The organism is Pseudomonas sp. PAMC 26793 (assembly GCF_000313235.1).
Taxonomy (GTDB): Bacteria; Pseudomonadota; Gammaproteobacteria; order Pseudomonadales; family Pseudomonadaceae; genus Aquipseudomonas; species Aquipseudomonas yamanorum.
In genome coordinates this window covers 1-17,244 of record NZ_AMXG01000036.1, presented here as the reverse complement: position 1 = coordinate 17,244, position 17,244 = coordinate 1, and the positions used below count along the sequence as shown (strand labels likewise).

Annotated in this window: 13 protein-coding genes; 1 reads left to right on the top strand and 12 read right to left on the bottom strand. The window is 60.4% G+C overall.

Features of this window, described 5'->3' with window-relative positions; translation table 11 throughout:
• Nucleotides 1-51 precede the first annotated feature (51 nt).
• The 12 genes from D109_RS0115145 to yaaA form a co-directional block, all read right to left on the bottom strand.
• Nucleotides 52-708, bottom strand: coding sequence for an alginate O-acetyltransferase AlgF (locus D109_RS0115145; protein ID WP_026077992.1), 657 nt, complete (start codon nt 706-708; stop codon nt 52-54).
• A 16-nt stretch (nt 709-724) separates the two neighbouring features.
• Nucleotides 725-1,912: an alginate O-acetyltransferase gene (locus D109_RS0115140; protein ID WP_017477658.1), complete on the bottom strand. Its 1,188-nt coding sequence runs from the start codon at nt 1,910-1,912 to the stop codon at nt 725-727.
• A gap of 11 nt (nt 1,913-1,923) precedes the next feature.
• Entirely contained in the window at nt 1,924-3,489 is a 1,566-nt protein-coding gene (locus D109_RS0115135) for an MBOAT family protein (RefSeq protein ID WP_017477657.1), read from the bottom strand.
• A gap of 190 nt (nt 3,490-3,679) precedes the next feature.
• Nucleotides 3,680-4,789: a mannuronate-specific alginate lyase gene (locus tag D109_RS0115130; RefSeq protein ID WP_017477656.1), complete on the bottom strand. Its 1,110-nt coding sequence runs from the start codon at nt 4,787-4,789 to the stop codon at nt 3,680-3,682.
• Between the two features lie 8 nt (nt 4,790-4,797).
• Entirely contained in the window at nt 4,798-6,246 is a 1,449-nt protein-coding gene (locus D109_RS0115125; RefSeq protein ID WP_026077991.1) for an alginate O-acetyltransferase, read from the bottom strand.
• Nucleotides 6,247-6,257: 11 nt separating this feature from the next.
• Nucleotides 6,258-7,850, bottom strand: coding sequence for a mannuronan 5-epimerase AlgG (algG, locus tag D109_RS0115120; protein WP_026077990.1), 1,593 nt, complete (start codon nt 7,848-7,850; stop codon nt 6,258-6,260).
• Entirely contained in the window at nt 7,850-9,337 is a 1,488-nt protein-coding gene (locus tag D109_RS0115115; RefSeq protein WP_017477653.1) for an alginate export family protein, read from the bottom strand. Before D109_RS0115115 ends, algG begins: the two co-directional genes overlap by 1 nt.
• A complete protein-coding gene (gene algK, locus D109_RS0115110; protein ID WP_218187383.1) occupies nt 9,334-10,758 on the bottom strand; it encodes an alginate biosynthesis TPR repeat lipoprotein AlgK in 1,425 nt (474 codons plus the stop codon). Before algK ends, D109_RS0115115 begins: the two co-directional genes overlap by 4 nt.
• A gap of 90 nt (nt 10,759-10,848) precedes the next feature.
• A complete protein-coding gene (locus D109_RS0115105) occupies nt 10,849-12,018 on the bottom strand; it encodes an alginate biosynthesis protein Alg44 (RefSeq protein ID WP_017477651.1) in 1,170 nt (389 codons plus the stop codon).
• Between the two features lie 36 nt (nt 12,019-12,054).
• Nucleotides 12,055-13,536, bottom strand: a complete 1,482-nt coding sequence (alg8, locus tag D109_RS0115100; RefSeq protein ID WP_017477650.1) for a mannuronan synthase — start codon at nt 13,534-13,536, stop codon at nt 12,055-12,057.
• An 83-nt stretch (nt 13,537-13,619) separates the two neighbouring features.
• A complete protein-coding gene (locus tag D109_RS0115095) occupies nt 13,620-14,936 on the bottom strand; it encodes a nucleotide sugar dehydrogenase (RefSeq protein ID WP_017477649.1) in 1,317 nt (438 codons plus the stop codon).
• 868 nt (nt 14,937-15,804) lie between these two features.
• Complete coding sequence (gene yaaA, locus D109_RS0115090) at nt 15,805-16,584, bottom strand: peroxide stress protein YaaA (RefSeq protein ID WP_017477648.1); 780 nt, start codon at nt 16,582-16,584, stop codon at nt 15,805-15,807.
• 393 nt (nt 16,585-16,977) lie between these two features.
• Here yaaA and D109_RS1000000134745 point away from each other — a divergent pair.
• A partial coding sequence (locus D109_RS1000000134745; RefSeq protein WP_218187382.1) for a hypothetical protein occupies nt 16,978-17,244 on the top strand: 267 nt, incomplete at its 3' end.

The window sequence follows — 17,244 nt, the reverse complement described above, 5'->3', positions numbered from 1 at the left end:
GGAGCAGGCAAGCCAGCTCCCACAGGGGGCAGCGTCAATCTGAAAATCTAATCAGCGGGTCGACACAGGGCGCTTGACCCACACTGGCGACAGGTTGGCGCCGGTGCCGGTGACGTACAGCACGGCGGCCTCACCGCGTTCCAGGGCGACCGGCTTCACGTCGCCGACTTTCTTGTCGCCTTCATACAGGGCCAGGCTGACCTTCACCGGGTTGATCTCGCGCTCGCCACGGCCCTTGGCGGCCACGGCCTGGACCACGTCGGTCTTGCCGTCGGCGGTTTTCAGGGTCAGCGACTTGTCACTGAGGTTCTGCACGCGCACCAGGGATTTCTGTTTGTTCTTGAACGGCGGTTCTTCGATCAGTTGCGGCTGGCCGCTGCCGCTGCTGACCAGGGTGTAGTAGTGGTCGGCGGCGAGCTTGACTGGCAGGGTCTGGCTGCCGACCTTGGCGCTGTAGTCACCGCCCGGCATGAAGCTGAAGTCACTGCTGGCCAGCGGGGCAACCTCGTTGAGGTTGGTGCTGCCGACGGTGGCACTGACTTCCTGGTTGCTGGCGTTGTACACCCGCACAAAGCTCGACCCTTTTGGCGCGACGGGACCGTAGAGGGCGGCGTCGCCACCGGCGAAGGCGGACATCGAAATAACGCTCATGCCTGCAACGAGGGCAAAGGTTTTTGCGAGACGACGCGGAGTAGTAGTGAAAGTCATGTGAGTTACCTCTCTTTCAGTTTTGCGCCCGGTTGGGCGTCTCGGAGTTCATGTTTTTAACGGCGGGGGTGTTGATAGCCATGTTCTGTTGGCGCATACCGGCTTGTTTGAGCTGCGCAACCCACTGCGGGTCGGCATCGCCGATTTCGTTGTTCACAGGCAGATAACGTTCAGGAAACTCCCAGATCAGCACCTGTGGCGGGCTGTTCTTGAAGTCGTCGCTTTTCAGGTAGCTGAGCATCGGCAGGATCGGGCCGTGGCCGTCTTCGGAATAGTTGATGACGTCGCTGCCCAGGGCTTGCTTCAGCGCGCCGACAAAGTTCCAGTTCGGGTTGGCGCTGTAGCTGGTGCCCACCAGGGCCACCGGGGTTTCGCTGTCGGCGAACAGGGCGTCGTCGCCTTTGGTTTCAGCCAGGTGCGTCACGCGTTTTTGCAGCGGCTCCTTGGGTGGCATCAGGTTTTCGAACAGCGGGTCCAGGGGCAGGAACAGGCGCAGGTCGCCCTTGTGTGGCTCGGTCTTCTCGGCTTCGGTGACAAAGCGTTGAGGCTCGCCGTTCAGGGGCGTTTTATTGGCAATCGTCTTGGCCAATTCCTTGGCCGCCACTTCAGCGCCGTCCGGGGTCCAGTGGGTGTCGGTGCGCAGGAACACTTGCTGGCCGTGCAGCTTGGCCTGTTGCAGCGGGCCCATCAGGTCGGGGGCGATGATCTTGTCGGCGGCCATGCGGGCATGGAAGTCCTGGTACAGACCTGCGTGGATGCTCGCCGGCTGCACTTCACCCAGGTGTTCCGGGTACAGGCGCACCTTGGCCGGCACGATCGCCATCACCAGCTGGATGCCCTGGGCCTTGAGTTTCTGGCGCACGCCTTCCACCAGGGCGTAGTTGCCTTGCAGGTTCTGGTCTTCGTTGACGATCGGATTGAATTCCTCGTCGCTGTACAACCAGTGATCGCGGCCGATCACCACCCCAGGGCGGCCTTCATTGAACAGCTTGTAGTCCAGCGCTGCCCAGAGGTTGGTGCCCAGGCGCTTGATCGGGAACTGGTCGTCGTAATGGGTCTCGACGGCCTTGGTCCAGCGACCGTTGAGCACGGTGGCGTCGGCGTTGGTGCTGAAGCCCAGGAAACTGCGCATCGACCAGGCGCCCAACGCCAGCAGCACGGCGAGGAACAAGGCGATGTAGAGGACGCGTAATGAACGGGTCATGGTCGGCTCCCTCAGAACTGGAAGTAAAGGAACGGCGAGAAGCTCTGCGCCGAAAGTTTGAGAATCGACGCCACGAACAGCAGCAGCACGGCGGCGCGCATGGCGTAGCGTGGCCAGGTGGCGCTCCAGTAGGCCGGTTGCACGGTGGCCTCGGTGCCCACGGTGTAGCCGGGCTCGTGGATGCTGCCTGGGTTATCGCCCGGTACGGCCTTGATCAAGCCGGGTTGGGCAGTGGCCGGGCCATCGGCCTGGGTGTTGACCACAGGCTTGGTTTTTTCCGGTGGGCGGTTGTTGTAGAAGTCCCGCAGGCCGAAGAACGCCAGGGTTGCATACGCCACCACCAGGGTTGCCACTTGCAGGCCGGTGAGGCTGGCGCGGTTGAGTTCCGAGAGTGACCACTCGCCGAAGCTGAACATCGCACCGTACATACGGCCGGCGACGTGCAGGTTTTCCGAGCGGAAGATCACCCAGCCCATCACCACCAGCAGGAAGGTGAAGGCCCAGCGCACGACGTTGAAGCTGCGCGGTGCGGTGTTGAGGCCGATGGCTTTTTCAATCGCCAGCCACATGCCGTGCCAGGCACCCCACACGATGTAGGTGATGTTCGCACCGTGCCACAGGCCACCGAGCAGCATGGTCAGGAACAGGTTGCGGTAGGTGGTCAGCGTGCCTTTACGGTTGCCGCCCAGGGTGATGTAGAGGTAGTCGCGCAGCCAGGTGGACAGGCTGATGTGCCAGCGCCGCCAGAACTCGGTGATCGACTGGCTGATATACGGCTGCTTGAAGTTTTCCATGAAGCGGAAACCCATCATCAAGCCCAGGCCGATGGCCATGTCGCTGTAGCCGGAGAAGTCGAAGTACAGCTGCGCGGTGTACGCCAGCGCGCCGAGCCAGGCATCACCCGTCGTAGGGTTTTGCAGGGCGAAGCAATGGTCGGCGACCACCGCCAGGGTGTCGGCGATGAACACCTTCTTGATGAAACCCTGCATGAACCGCGTGCAGCCCTCGGAGAATTTATCGAGGGTGTGGGTGCGGTTGTTGAACTGATCGGCCAGGTCGCGAAAGCGCAACACGGGGCCGGCAATCAAGTGCGGGAAGATCGCCACGAACGCCGCAAAGTCGATCAGGTTGCGGGTGGCCGGGGTGTCGCCGCGGTACACGTCGATGATGTAGCTGATGGACTCGAAGATGTAGAACGAGATCCCGATCGGCAACAGCACGTGGGTCAGGATGAAGGGTTCCAGGCCCGCCGACTTCATCATCAGGTTGATGCTGTCGACGCCGAAGTTGGCGTACTTGAAGTAGCCGAGGATGCACAGGTCGACCGCCACGCCCAGCAGCAGCCAGCGCTGGGCCGGCTTGGTGCGCACGCCTGCCGCACCGACCTTGAGGCCGATCCAGTAGTTCCACAGGGTCACGGCGGCGAACAGCGCCAGGAAGTCCACTCGCCACCAGGCGTAGAACACATAACTGGCAACCAGCAGCAGCAGATTGCGATAGCGTTGCCCGCTCAAATAGTACAAGCCGAGGAAGATCGGCAAGAACAGAAACAGGAACACATTGGACGAGAAAACCATCCCGATCTCTCCATGTTTAACCAACAGTCAAGGGCCAACGGCCCCCCCAACCCCCCCACCGAAATGAGAGGGCTATGTGATCGTTCCCACGCTCTGCGTGGGAATGCCTCACTGGACGCTCTGCGTCCGCTTTTGGGACGCGGAGCGTCCCTGGCTGCATTCCCACGCGGAGCGTGGGAACGATCAGCGACTAGCTGCCTTTGTTGCCTTTCTCGTGCGCCGGGTCGTAGACCTTGGTCAGGTCACCCCCGAGGCGGAACGTCTTGAACGGCTGCATCCCGTGCTTGCGCTCGATCACATCCGGCGCGCAGGTGTAGAGGGTGCAGAAGGGCTCAAGCCAGGCAAATTTCATGTCTTCCTTGAGGTCCTTCATGTCTTGTTCCTTGCCGTTCTTCTTCTCGAAGATCTCCGGGTCTTTCACCCCGGCCAGCACGTTGTCGCCCAGGCGTTTCAAGGCGCCGTTGTTTTCCTGGCGCAGGTCCACACCGTTGACCAGAGCAAAACTGGCAATCATCGCCAGCGGCGGCAGGGCATAGTTGTGGTACGACAAAGCCCGTTGCTGACGCTTCAATTCGTTGGGCAGGAAGCCTTGGGCATCCACCTGATTGGCGCCGACCTTGTATTCCTTCACGGCCCAGTCAAACAGGTCGCGACGGTTGGTGGCGATGGAGGTCGCCATCACCGACCAGGCAGCCCAGTAGGAGTGGTTGTTGGTTTTATCCAGCGGCAGGTTGTCCCAGTCGCTCACCACCTGATCGGCCATTTTGCTGAACCAGGCTTCGATCAACTGCGACTCCTGCTGGTGGTTGGCCAGCGGGTGGGAGTCGGAGAACTTCAGGCGCACGTAGGCCGACGCCATGCTGCCCAGTGCCCATTTACGCATGGACTTGCCGGTGTGGTTGAAGTCCTTGGACATCAATGCATCGGCCTTGGCCCAGCTGGTTAGCCAGTTGAGTGTGCATTCCAGCTGCTCCGGACGACCGTCACGCATGAATTGCATCACGCGTTTACTGGTGTCTTTTTCCAGCTTGGTGATGTCGGCGGTGCTGTCGCGAAAGGCTTTTTCGGACTGCACATTCAGGGTCGAACGAGCCTTGTCCGAACCTTCGTACTTGCTGCGAAATTGCAGCGAGCCGGTGTACGGCGCCGGCATGGCGTCGCAGTCATTCTTGAAGTCGCCGGTCTTGAACGCCTCGATCGGCGCAAAATAGCCCTGCGGCGGACGCAATGGCGCGGCGGCATTGACGGAGCCGGCGAAGATCGCCAGGCCCAGCAACGATGGAATCAATAACTTCTGCATAGGTAACCTCATTGCCCGGCCGAAGCGGTCTGTTGACCACTGGCGGGGAATACGTTGCGTGTGCAAATTTTCGCTTCGACTTTCTGCGCGGCCTGGCCCGCTTCAGGGCCCTGCACTTCCACGGCCAGCAGGTTTTGCGTGGCCCAGTCTTCATCGGTGCGCAATTCAAAGGCGAAACGCCCGTCTGTATCGGATGTTTCGGGTTTTTCGATCTTGATGTCCTCGTGGCGTCCGTTCATGTACCAGAGGGTGGCTTGCAGGGTTTTCACCGACGGGTCGGCGAAGCGGATGTCGACCTGATGGCTGGCATTGCGCAGGTCTTTGTTCGAACTGTTCACCAGCAATTCGTTCTTGCCGGGTTTCAGCGTGGTGCTGGCGCTCATCTGTGGGGTCTTGCCTTCACAGCCGTTGTCCAGCAGCGACATCATCTGGCGGTAGATGGTCTCCTGGTCCAGGCGATACAGCGGCGAGAATTCCCAGATCAGAATCTTCGGCGGGGTCTTCTGGAATTCTTCGCTGCCCAGGTACTGGATCATCGAGCCTTCCAGGCCACCACCGGGGAAGGCGACGTTGAGGATGTCGGCACCGATTTCCTGTTCCAGGAAGCCGGCGAAGTTGTAGTTCTTGCCGCTGTGGCTGGTGCCCACGAGGGTGATCTGCGGGTTGCCGGAATCACCGAACAGGTCGCCGTCCGCCGCTTCGCCCTTGGGCTCGGTGGTGAACTGGTCCATGTACTGGATCGCGTAGCTGGTGCCACACAGTTGCCCGGCCATGTTGTGCAGGGTGCCGGTCTTGCCCATGCGCCCGGAGCGCTTGGTCTCGAATTCACGTTGCGGGATGCCGGCAAATTCAGGCATCGCCCGTACTTTGGCACCGACGATTTTGGCGGTGCGCTGGGCGCCGTATGGCGTCCAGTGTTGGTCACCGCGGAAGTAGAAATCGTGGGCCGGCAACTCGTCCGGCAGTTGCTCGTTGGTCAGCGGCGACAGGTCCGGCACGACGTAGCCCATCTTGGCGAAACGGCCGAGCATGGTCTTGTAATTGCCCAGGGCCTTGTCGAAATCGAACTTGGCTTTTTCTTCAGGGTTGAGCTTGTTGCGGTTCACCAAACCACGGGTTGGCTGGTAGACCACCACCAGTTCCACGCCCTTGCTCTTGAACGCATCGTGCAACTGCTGCATGCGTTTGTAGCCGGCGGGGCTGGTGTCGAATTCGGTACGCAGGTCTTCCTGGGTGCGGAACAACCAGTCGCCCTGGGCTTGCACCAGGGTGGTGAAGTTCTGCTGGTAGCGGGTGGTGTAGTTCTTCGCGTCGTGGGCGGCCGGGCACAGGCTGCAGCACGGTTCGGCGGTGAAGGTTGGCGCCTGTACTTCTTCGGCGCGCACGCCTTGGCTGGCCGCGAGCAGGCCGAGGGTCAAACCCGAAAGGCTGAGCAGTTTGATCATGTGTGGGTGCATAAAGGTCATCCTCAGTCCTGCATTTCGGTCTGGCGTTCGACGGGGTCGATCAGCACGGCTTTCTTCTGGCGTACCAGCAAGTCGAGAATCTCTTCCTGGCGATCGCCGAGAACGCCCGAGAAGCTGATGCCACTGGATTTGGTCGGCGCAAGCATCGACACGCGGTACAGCTCGACGCTCAACGGCGAGTCGATGGACAGCGGCCCGCTGCCGTTGGCGGCCAGTTCACCGCCCACCACAATCAGCGAGACCTTGGTGTCGAACGGGTCGAGGGCGATGTCGCGGTCGGTGTCGGTCAAATCCTTGATGTGGCCGTACACGCCAGTCAGCCCGTTGGCCATGGCCACGTTCTCGTACAGGCGAATGTTCACGCTGTTACGTATGCGGATGCCGTGGCGACGGTTGCTGATCACCTTGTTGCCCCACAGCAGGTTATCGCCGCTCTCATAGAGGGTGATGCCGTCGGTGTGGTTGCGGTAGATCTCGTTGTCGGCGATCAGGTTGTTGATGCTGTTCCGGTCGATCACCAGGCCCGAGAGTTTGTTGTCGAAGCTGCGGTTGTTGAAGATGAAGCTGTCGTTCACTTCCCGGGAAATGATGATCCCGTGCTTCTTCTTCGTGCCGTAGACGGTGTTGTCGGTGATGATCAAACCGTGTGAACGGTCGTGGGGGTCAATGCCGTAGACGATGTTGTCTTTGTAGGTATTGCCCTTGAGCACAAAGCCGGCGGTTTCGTAGCAGTAGAAGCCGTACCACATGTCCGAGAACTCGGAGTCGACGATCCAGCCCGTCGGCTCAGGGCGCTTGAGCACCTTGGCCATGTTCGGCGTGTACTGGGAAATACTCACGCCGTAGGACTTACTGTTGGCGTAGCCGAAGCTGGCCATCTTGCTGTTGGCGATGTAGGTCTCGGTGCCGCCCCACGCCAGTAGGAACGGACGGAATTCCTTGGGCGACTGGAAGGTCGCGGGGCCGTTGGTCTTTTCCTTCCAACCGGTGATTTTGGTATCGCGCACAAACAGTTGGCCGTCGTTGATCAGGAACGAACCGGCTTCCTGGGACAGGCGCAGCTCCTGGGTCTGCTTGTCGATTTCGAGGATGCCTTTACGGCCCACCACGATCGGCAACTTGGCCAGGAACACCCCCGGCGAGGTTTTGCTGAAGTACTGCTTGGGCACTTTGTTCAGCAGGTCCTTGAGGTTCATGTAGCCGTCGTCGACGAAGATCGCCTGGGGAATGCCGTGCTGGCGCACTACCCATTCAGCCATCTTGTTGTCGCCGCCGATGAAGTCCTTCAGGGCGTCTTCCTGCATCATCCGGCGGATGCTGATTTTGCCGGGTTTGCTGCGCACGATTTTTTTCGCGATATTCGCCGCGGTGTAGCCGGACACGTCCGGCAGCGCAGGCTTGGCCAACTCCAGCGGCGCGGTCGGCGGGCTGGAGATGGTGTAGGTCTTGGCCTGTTGCAGCTCTTTGGCGATGGTCGGCGCCTTGACCTGCTGCGCGACATCGGCGAAGGCCGAAGTGCTGGCCAGCAGCATGGCTGCGACCAGCAGGCTGACCGAGCCTTTGAGGGCTTGAGGGTTCATTGCGCAGGCTCCCATCAGAACTTCCAGATCACGTCGACAAAGGCGCGATGCATGTACGAGTCGACTTGGCTGCCGTAGGCGTCGCCCGGTTTGAACACGCCTGCACGGAAGCGCACCAGGGCCGACGGTTCGTCGATCGACTGGCTGAGCCCGGCCGGCAGCAGGCCTTTCTTGAAGTACTTGGTGACCACCAGGTCCATCTCCTGACCCAGGTCTTTCTTGCCGTCTTCAAGCGGCAGGGACGTGCTGGACAGGATCGCGCCGGTCACGTCATCGGTGTTGTTCTGCACGGCATCGATGCCGTTGCTGCCCACCGGCTTGTTGCCGTCGACGCGCCAGAACTTGTGGTACACCAGGCTGGCGTCATAGTCCTCACGCAACTGCCACGAACCGAACAGGCTCATGGACTGCATGTTGTTCATCTCGCCGCGAAACGCTTCGCCGAAACGGTGGACGCGGGACTGGGTACCGGTCCAGTTCGAACGGTTGCTTTGCAGGCCGTTCTGCTCGTATTCGGCACTGGCGCGGGAGTAGGCGGCGCCCACTTGCCACTGCGGGTCGAGGCGCAGGCGCACACCCAAATCGGTGGCCCAGCCATTCACGTCATCGCTGCGCTTGGCATTGGCCGGGCGGGTGCCGTCGGCGTTCAAGGCGTTGACCGTGTCGCGGTCGCCCTGCATGCCGGTGACGCTCGCCCAGTAGTTGACGGTGTTGGTGTTGCGCCAGTTATAGGCATCGCTGTTGGCTTCGATGCCGAGCCAGGTCAGGTCGCCGTTCTCGCGCTTGTCCAGTGAGTCGGTGGCCACGCCCGGTTGCGGATAGTCGAGCTTGCCGTCGTCATGGGTGTGGTGAGCGCGCAGCCCGATCCACTGGCCTGGCGTCCACTGATAGGCGGCGTCGGCGTACAGGTGCTGACGGTCCTTGTCCTTGGGCGACAGTTCCTTGAGGTCGGTGCGGTATTCGCTGAAGCGCTCGGCGACACCGACATTGGCTTTGAGCAAGGTGGTGTCGAAGGTCCAGTTCAGCGCTTCGATATTGGTGTCGCGCCATTGGCCGTCGTCATTGCGCAGGCGTTGGCGACCGAGCTTGAGGATCTCGCCGGGGTAGGGCGTGAAGCCGCCGTAGGCGACCCAGAACTCGCGCATCGCCAGGTAGTTCTTCTTGCTCTTGCGGTCGTCATTGCTGGTCTGTTGGGTGGCGTCATCCGAGGACTGTTGCAGGGTGTCGGTCTCGATGATGTCGCTGGAGGTCACGGCCTGGCCCATGGCGTAGGCGCTCCAGTTGCCGCTTTCACCGTAGATCCATGGGCGCAGGTCAAGGCCGATGCCGTTGACGTCGCCGCCTTTCTGGGTGCCCAGGTCGCGGTCATCTTCGGACTGGCCGGTGACTTTGACTTCCAGGCCGAAGTTCTTGGCTTCAGTCAGCGCGGCCAGGGTCGGGCACGACCACAGCAGGGCGCAGGTCAGGCCGATGCCGGCCTTGACGAATGGGTTGAGCTTCATAGGGATTCCTCGCCGTCTTCTTCTTGCAGGGCGTGCAATTGCAGCGTGCTCTGGGCCAGGGTGCCGCGCACGGCCAGCTCCTGTTGCACCAGGCGTTGGCCTTCGGCGCGTTGTTCCGGGGGCAGCGCAGCTTCGAGCTGGGTCGCCAGGTCGTTGGCTTCCGGCGTGTCCTGGGCCTTGGCCAACTGGCTGAAGACATAGGCGTTAAGCGGGTCGGGCTTGGTGCCCTTGCCTTGGGAAAACAGTTGGGCGATCGCGAAGTCGGCGCTGTTCTGGCCGTTGCGCGCAGCCGTCAGCAAGTGGTCCAGGGCCTTTTGCGAATAGACCTTGCCCAGGTAGCCACGGCGGTAGATCTGGCCGAGGTAGTAATCGGCAGCCACTTCGCGGCCGACGGCTTTCTGGAAGTGTTCTTCGGCGGCCTTGGCATCTGCCGGGACCCATTTGCCTTCGTAGTAGAGCTTGCCCAGCAACAGTTCGGCGCGGGGCTGGTCGGCGGCGCGGCCGTTATCGAGGTACTTCATCATCTGGTCGACGTCGCCCAGTTCCGGGAAGTCGTAGAGCAGTTGCGCCAGGCTGACCCAGGAGGCCGGGTAGCCCGGGGCGATTTTTTCCAGCAGGGCCTGGGCGGTTTTTTCGTCGGTCTTGCCCAGGCTTGCATCACCCAGCACGCGAGCCACGCTGTCGACCCGCTGGGCGGTGACGGTGCCGCGGCTGTAGCCTGCTTCCATCTGCTTGAGCAGTTCGGCCTGTTTTTCCGGCTCGGCTTTTTTCTGGTAGACCGTGGCCAACTCGACGTAGCAGATATCGGTGGTGTTCAGCGCGGCCTTGCAGATGCTTTCCACTTCATCCAGATGTTGGTCGTAGGTGTCCTGGGTGCGATACAGCAGCACCTGGGCCAGGCCGGCTTCCGGGTAGCCCGAGGCGCGCCATTTGCTGATCTGCTGCTGGGCGTTGATGTTCGGGAAGCTATGCGGGTATTGCAGGTACAGCATCGCCAGCGGGATCAGGGTGTTGCCTTCGCCGTTGGCAAAGGCTTTTTTCAACAGGCCTTCGGCTTCATGGTGCTCGGCTTCAGTAGCGCCCGGCTTGGCCACCAGCAGGCGACCCAGGCGTGCCTGGGCACGGGGCGAGGTATCGGCAGCCGCGCGATAGGTCGCCTCGGCCTGCTTGATTTGCTCGGGGTCGCGGGTGCCGACCTGGATATCCGCCAGGCCCACCCGGGCCTCGCTGTAGCCCAGGTCTGCCAGTTGCTGGTAGTTCTGCTGCGCGGTGACCGTGTCGCCACGCTTCAAGGCTTCGTTGGCCAGGCGTTGGTCGGGCAGGCCGGCGCAACCGGCGAGGCTGACCGCAACAGCCAGCAACGCCGCAGTTCCCACGTGGGAGCGGGCTTGCTCGCGAAGGGGCCCTGTCAGTTGATGCATGTGTTGGCTGACACACTGCTTTCGCGAGCAAGCCCGCTCCCACAGGGATTGCGGTGTTTTTGAGAGAGTCATCACAGGCATGTCCTCTGCTTACAGACCGTTGGCCATGGCTTTGTCGATCAGCCAGTTCAGGGATGGGCCGCGGTCGCTGGTCACTTCAACCGGGCGGCCGGCGTAGGTGCTGTCCAGCGGGGCATCGGGTTTGATCTGCACGCGGATGTCGGAAGACATTTCGCTGCTGTTGAGGCTGGTGCTGCTGACGATGGTGCCGGTACGTACCTGCTCTTCATCCGCCACCTGGAAGTTCACGCGGGTACCCGGGCGGACGTCGGCAAACTGGCGATAGGAGAAGCGTGCATCAACGTTGGCCTGGCTGCCACGCGGCACCAGTTGGAAGATCACATCGCCCTTGCTGGCGTACTGACCGTCGGCGACCAGTTGCTGGGCCACGACGCAGTCGCACGGGGAGGTGAGGGTGCCGGTCATTTGCTTGCCGAACAGCTCTTCCACCTTGGCCGGTTGCAGCTGGTCTTCGTCCAGATGGCCCTTGAGTACATCGAGCATGCTGGTGCTGAAGGTTGCCAATGGCGCGCCTTTGGCGGCGACCGCATCGCCTTTGATCAGGCTCTGTACGGTGCCGTCGCGAGGCATGGTCACGTTCATCCCGGGCACGCTCACCAGGCCGGATGTGGCGTGGCTGACGAAGTACATGCCGTATACCGATTTGACGACAAAACCGAAGGCAGCCAACCCCACCACAAAGATCCCGAGGCTGAAGGTCACCGCACGCAGGCGGCCCGCCGCCGTCATGTTGCTGCCGCCGTCCTTGACCTTGCGCGCCTTGGTGAAGTTGTCCCGTTGCAGGGTCGCCAGCACGTCGCCCATGGTCACGATGTCGCCGGCCAGGTGCGAGGTGATCAGGTGGCGCAGGGTGGAGATGTCCTGGGCGTCGAGGTTCTGGAACTGGCAACCGGTGCGGCCGGTCTGGCGGTCGTAGGAGCGAATCTGCAGCTCGACGTCCATCGCCAGGCCCAGGTTATCGATCACAAACTGCAAGCGACCCTTGTGCACATCGCCGACTTTCAGCGGCTGCTGCGGAGCGTTGAACGCCAGGCCGCCGGCGGACAGGTCGATGACCCGCACTTCCATCGGTGTTTGGTCGGCGCCGAAGAAGCGCAGCTTGGCCGGGATTTTGACCCGGGCGTGTTGGCGCTGGGCTTCGGATTCGTGGACAACGTTGGCGTTTACTGGGCTATTCATGGTGTTTAGTTCCTAGTTAATTCAGGCTTGGCAGGGTCAAACCATCATCAGCAACACGGCGACGAAAATGCTGCCGGCGGAGAAGGTCATGGTCCGAGACGACCAGGTGTTGAACCAACGTTGAAAGCTGGCCAAATCGCGGGTCAGTTTGGTGTCCTGGCGGGTCCAGGATTGTTGATCAAGGCGGAAGAACACGTAGATCTTCACCAGCGCGCCCATGATCTGGTTGTAATAGAGAATCACCGGGTAAGCCGGGCCGATCTTGTGGCCGGAGCACGACAGCAGCAGGGTCAGAATCAGGCGGGTGATGCCGATCCACAGCAGGTAGGCGAGGATGAACGCGCCGCCGTATTTGAAGGTGGCGATGATTGCCACGGTCAACCCCAGCAGGGAGGTCCACATCGATACGCGCTGGTCGAACAGCACAATGCTGGTGAACAGGCCGAGGCGACGCATCCCCAGGCCCAAGGCACGTGAGTTCTGGCGCAGGTTGTTGCCGTACCAGCGGAACATCAGTTTGCGGCTGGCCTTGATAAAGCTCTTTTCCGGCGGGTGTTCCACGGTGTGGATCGCGGCGTCCGGCACGTAGAAGGTGTCGTAGCCCAGGCGCATCAGACTGAACCAGCTGGACTTGTCGTCACCGGTCAAAAACTTGAAGCGGCCCAGGCGCCAATGTTGCAGCGAGTCGCTTTCCACGTCGGCGATAAAGCCCGGGTCGGTGACCACGTTGGCGCGGAACACCGACATGCGGCCGGTCATGGTCAGCACGCGCTTGGACAGGGCCATGGAGCACATGTTGATGTGGCGTTGGGCGAAGCGCAGCTTGTGCCACTCGCTCATGATGTAGCCGCCGCGCACTTCACAGAACTCGTTGGTGGTCAGGCCGCCGACATTGCCGAACAGTTGGAACCACGGCACGGTCTTGCGCACGACGCCCTCGGCGAGCACGGTATCGCCATCGATCACGGCCACCACGGCGCGGTCGTCCGGCAGGTGGCGGGAGATGGCGCGAAAACCGAAGGCCAGGCCGTCACGCTTGCCGGTACCGGCGATACGCACGAAGTCCAGCTTGACGTGGTCGGGCGGGTTCATCCTGGCCCACAGGCTCTTGACCAGCAGCTCATCAGACATTTCCACCAGGGAGCAGACCACGGTGGTGGGGAAGCCACATTCGATGGCCTCGCGGATCACCGAGCTGTAGACCTGGGCAGTGGTCAGCGCGTCGATCCTGAAGCTGGTGACCATCAGGAATACGTGGGACGGGTCTGCCGCTTTGCCCAGCTTGCGCACTTTGCGCCGCAGGTGCGGGTAGACCACGTACAGGAACAGCATGCCGCGAAAGAAATGCGTAGCACCCATCGAGTAGCGCCAGATACCGACGGCACCAATCAGGAAAATAAAATTCTTCGACTCGGAGTCGAACGTACTCGCCGGCAACAGCAGGGCGAGACCCATCAGCAGGCTGAGGAAAAACAGCCAGCCGGCGGATTGGAGGAGTACGTGTTTTAACTTGGACATAGGCGTCATCCGCAAGTGAAGGAGGCTTCAAGCGGCAAGCGCCGGGGATCAGGACGCTTGCCGCTTGAAACTTGCCGTTGCTGTTACCAGCAAATGCCTTCGGTACGACCGCTCACGCTGGTGGCCTTGGACATGAAGCCCACCAGGTCGACCACTTGCTTGCCGTGGGGTGCGTTGTGCGCCAGGGCACGGAACTTCTCATCGCGGTTGCCCAGGATGATCACGTCGGAGTTGTTGATCACTTCGTCGAAGTCCGAGTTGAGCAAGGACGACACGTGAGGGATCTTGCCTTCGATGTAGTCCTTGTTGGCGCCGTGCACGCGAGCGTATTCGACGTTGCTGTCGTAGATGCTCAGGTCGAAACCCTTACCGATCAGCATCTCTGCCAGTTCCACCAGCGGGCTTTCGCGCAGGTCATCGGTGCCGGCCTTGAAGCTCAGGCCCAGCAGGGCGACTTTGCGTTTGTCATGGCTGGAGACGATGTCGAAGGCGTTCTGCACCTGGGACTCGTTGCTGCGCATCAGCGAGTTGAGCAGCGGCGCATCCACGTCGAGGGAACCGGCGCGGTACGTCAGGGCGCGCACATCCTTGGGCAGGCAGGAACCGCCGAAGGCAAAGCCCGGGCGCATGTAGTACTGGGACAGGTTGAGGGTCTTGTCCTGGCAGACCACTTCCATCACTTCGCGACCGTCGACACCTACCGCCTTGGCGATGTTGCCGATCTCGTTGGCGAAGGTCACTTTGGTCGCATGCCAGACGTTGCAGGTGTACTTGATCATCTCGGCGACGGCGATGTCCTTGCGGATGATCGGCGCGTCGAGTTCTTCGTACAGCGATTGCAGGACATCGCCGGAAGCGGTGTCGAACTCGCCGATAACGGTCATTGGCGGCAGATCGTAGTCGGCGATGGCCGTGCTTTCACGCAGGAACTCAGGGTTGACCGCGACGCCGAAGTCGACGCCGGCTTTCTTGCCCGAGCAGTCTTCGAGAATCGGGATCACCACATTCGCCACGGTGCCTGGCAGCACGGTGCTGCGGACCACGATGGTGTGGCGGGTGGTCTTGTCACGCAGGACAAAACCGATCTCGCGGCACACCGATTCGATGTAGTTGAGTTCCAGGTCGCCGTTTTTCTTGCTCGGCGTGCCGACGCAAATCATCGACAGCTCGGTATCACGGATAGCTTCGGCGAAATTGGTAGTGCCGCGCAGTCGGCCGGTCTGAATACCTTGGCTCAACAGTTCGCCCAGACCCGGTTCAACGATGGGGGATTTACCCGCGTTGATCAGGTCGATCTTTTCCTTGGAGATGTCTACGCCAACGACCTCATGGCCCCGTGCAGACAGGCAACCGGCACATACCGCGCCGACGTAACCCAAACCAAATATGCTGATGCGCATCGCATTTACCTCATTGTTAATCGTGCCACTAGATGGCCGGAGTTCATGTTTTGAAGCGTCACTCAGGCGCTGGAAAGTGCGACGAATAAACGTCGATATATCCAGTGCAGGCATACTAAAAGTCGAGTGACTAACTAATGCACTCAAGTTGTGCGCAACTTGGCCTTATTGTTGGGGCTTGCCCTGAAATGCAGCCAGCCTTCCTGGGGAAGGGCCTGGCGCCAGTGCCGCAAGGCGCTGATAGGGGCTTTAAGCCCATATATATCAACGGCTTGGGTTGTCTCACTGACCCATACAGGTGAGCTCAGCCTTGGCCTTGTCGGAGAAAGTAGTAAAACCTTTTCGTCCGCCTTCAACTAATCAGTTGATGATTTGACCATTGAGTCAAAGCTGTATGACAACTTTGCTACTTCCCTTGGTCGCCGCGTAATTCATCTCTTACATCTGCAGAGATAATCGTTACCGGTGGTATGAGCGGTGCTTTAGGACATAGTTCCTGCCCACTCATCCTGTTTCCGGAAATTTCTTGAAATATTAGGAAAGATGGCACTAGTACTATTGTGATAGCACTTGCTATTTGGGCCAGTAGTTGCGGGGAGTTACGCAGGGTAAATAGTTTTGTGCCACTACTCTTTAAAAAGAGTCGTGCCACTACGAAAAAAATTGACGAATGTCGAGTGAAATAAATGTTAGGAAATCTGAAGAAATATTTTTGACGCCAAATAAATGGCGAATTGGAGATTGGAATGCAAACAAAATGTGGGAGCGGGCTTGCTCGCGAAGGCGGTGTCTCAGGCAATACACGCATCGACTGAACCACCGCTTTCGCGAGCAAGCCCGCTCCCACATTTGGGTCTTCGTTGTCAGGTTATTCCGGTGCGTGATCCCGCAGGAACACCAGGTTATCCGGCTTCGACTGCTCCGCATTGAAGCGATAACCCTGCACGTCAAACTCCTTGAGCCTGGCCGGGTCGTTGATGCGTTCTTCAATCACAAAGCGGCTCATCATGCCCCGGGCCTTTTTGGCGTAGAAGCTGATGATCTTGTATTGGCCGTTTTTCAAGTCCTTGAACTCGGTGTTGATGATCCGCGCGTTCAGTGCCGGGCGTTTGACTGCCGAAAAGTACTCGTTGGAGGCCAGGTTGAGCAGCACGTCATCGCCTTGTTCGGCCAGGGCTTCGTTGAGCCACTCGCTGATGCGGGTGCCCCAGAAAGCGTACAGGTCCTTGCCGCGGGCGTTGGGCAACTTGGTGCCCATCTCGAGGCGGTACGGCATCATCAGGTCCAGTGGGCGCAGCAGGCCGTACAGGCCGGAGAGCATGCGCAGGTGATCCTGGGCGTAGGTGAAGTCGGCGTCCTTGAAGGTTTCGGCGTTGAGGCCGGTGTAGACATCGCCCTTGAAGGCCAGCAGGGCTTGCTTGGCGTTGGCGGGGGTGAAGGCTGGGGTCCAGCTGCCGAAGCGTGCGGCGTTGAGGCCGCCGATTTTGTCGGAGACGTGCATCAACTCGCTGATTTGCGCCGGGCTCAGTTCCCGCAGTTGTTCGATCAGCTCCTGGGAGTGGTCGAGGTATTGCGGTTGGGTGAAGCGCGGGGTGACCGGCTTTGACTCGAAATCGAGGGTTTTGGCGGGTGAAATCACCGTCAGCATGAAGTCGTCTCCTTTAATCGTGGGGGGGATTCTAGGGGGTAGGGCGGTTTGACTCCACCTATGAAGGTGATAGATGCCTGGGGGTTTGTGTGTATATCCGTTATTTAGGTAACGGCCACCTATGGTTCCGCTCTTACAGCGGCTTACTTTGGAAAAGCCCCAAAGTAAGCAAAGGGCTCTGCCCCGCCTGTCGGCACCTCGCTTAGGCTCGGTGTTTCCTCACTCCGGCATTGCTCCGCGGGCCGCCGCGACGGGCCATCCATGGCCCGGCGCGGCTAAACCGGCGTCCTGCCGGTTTACCCGCTCCGCACTGCCTGCGTTCGGCCTCGGGCTGAATGGGGCAGTCAGATCAAGATCAAAAGCAAAAGCACAGCGGCCTCCCGGCCGGCTTGAGTGTTAAAAGCAAAGGCAAGATCCAGAGCGAAAACAGATCTGCTTTTCTGTGGGAGCGGGCTTGCTCGCGAAAAACCTGAGGTCGCCGCGTTCATTCAGAATGCCCACGTCATCGTTAACGACCTTCGCGAGCAAGCCCGCTCCCACATTTGGACCGTGCCCGCTTTAGCTTTTGATTTTGCTGTTGCTCTAAAACACTCAAGCCGGCCGGTAGGCCGCTGTGCTCTTGCTTTTGATCTTGATCTTAGGCGCCCCGTTAAACCACGC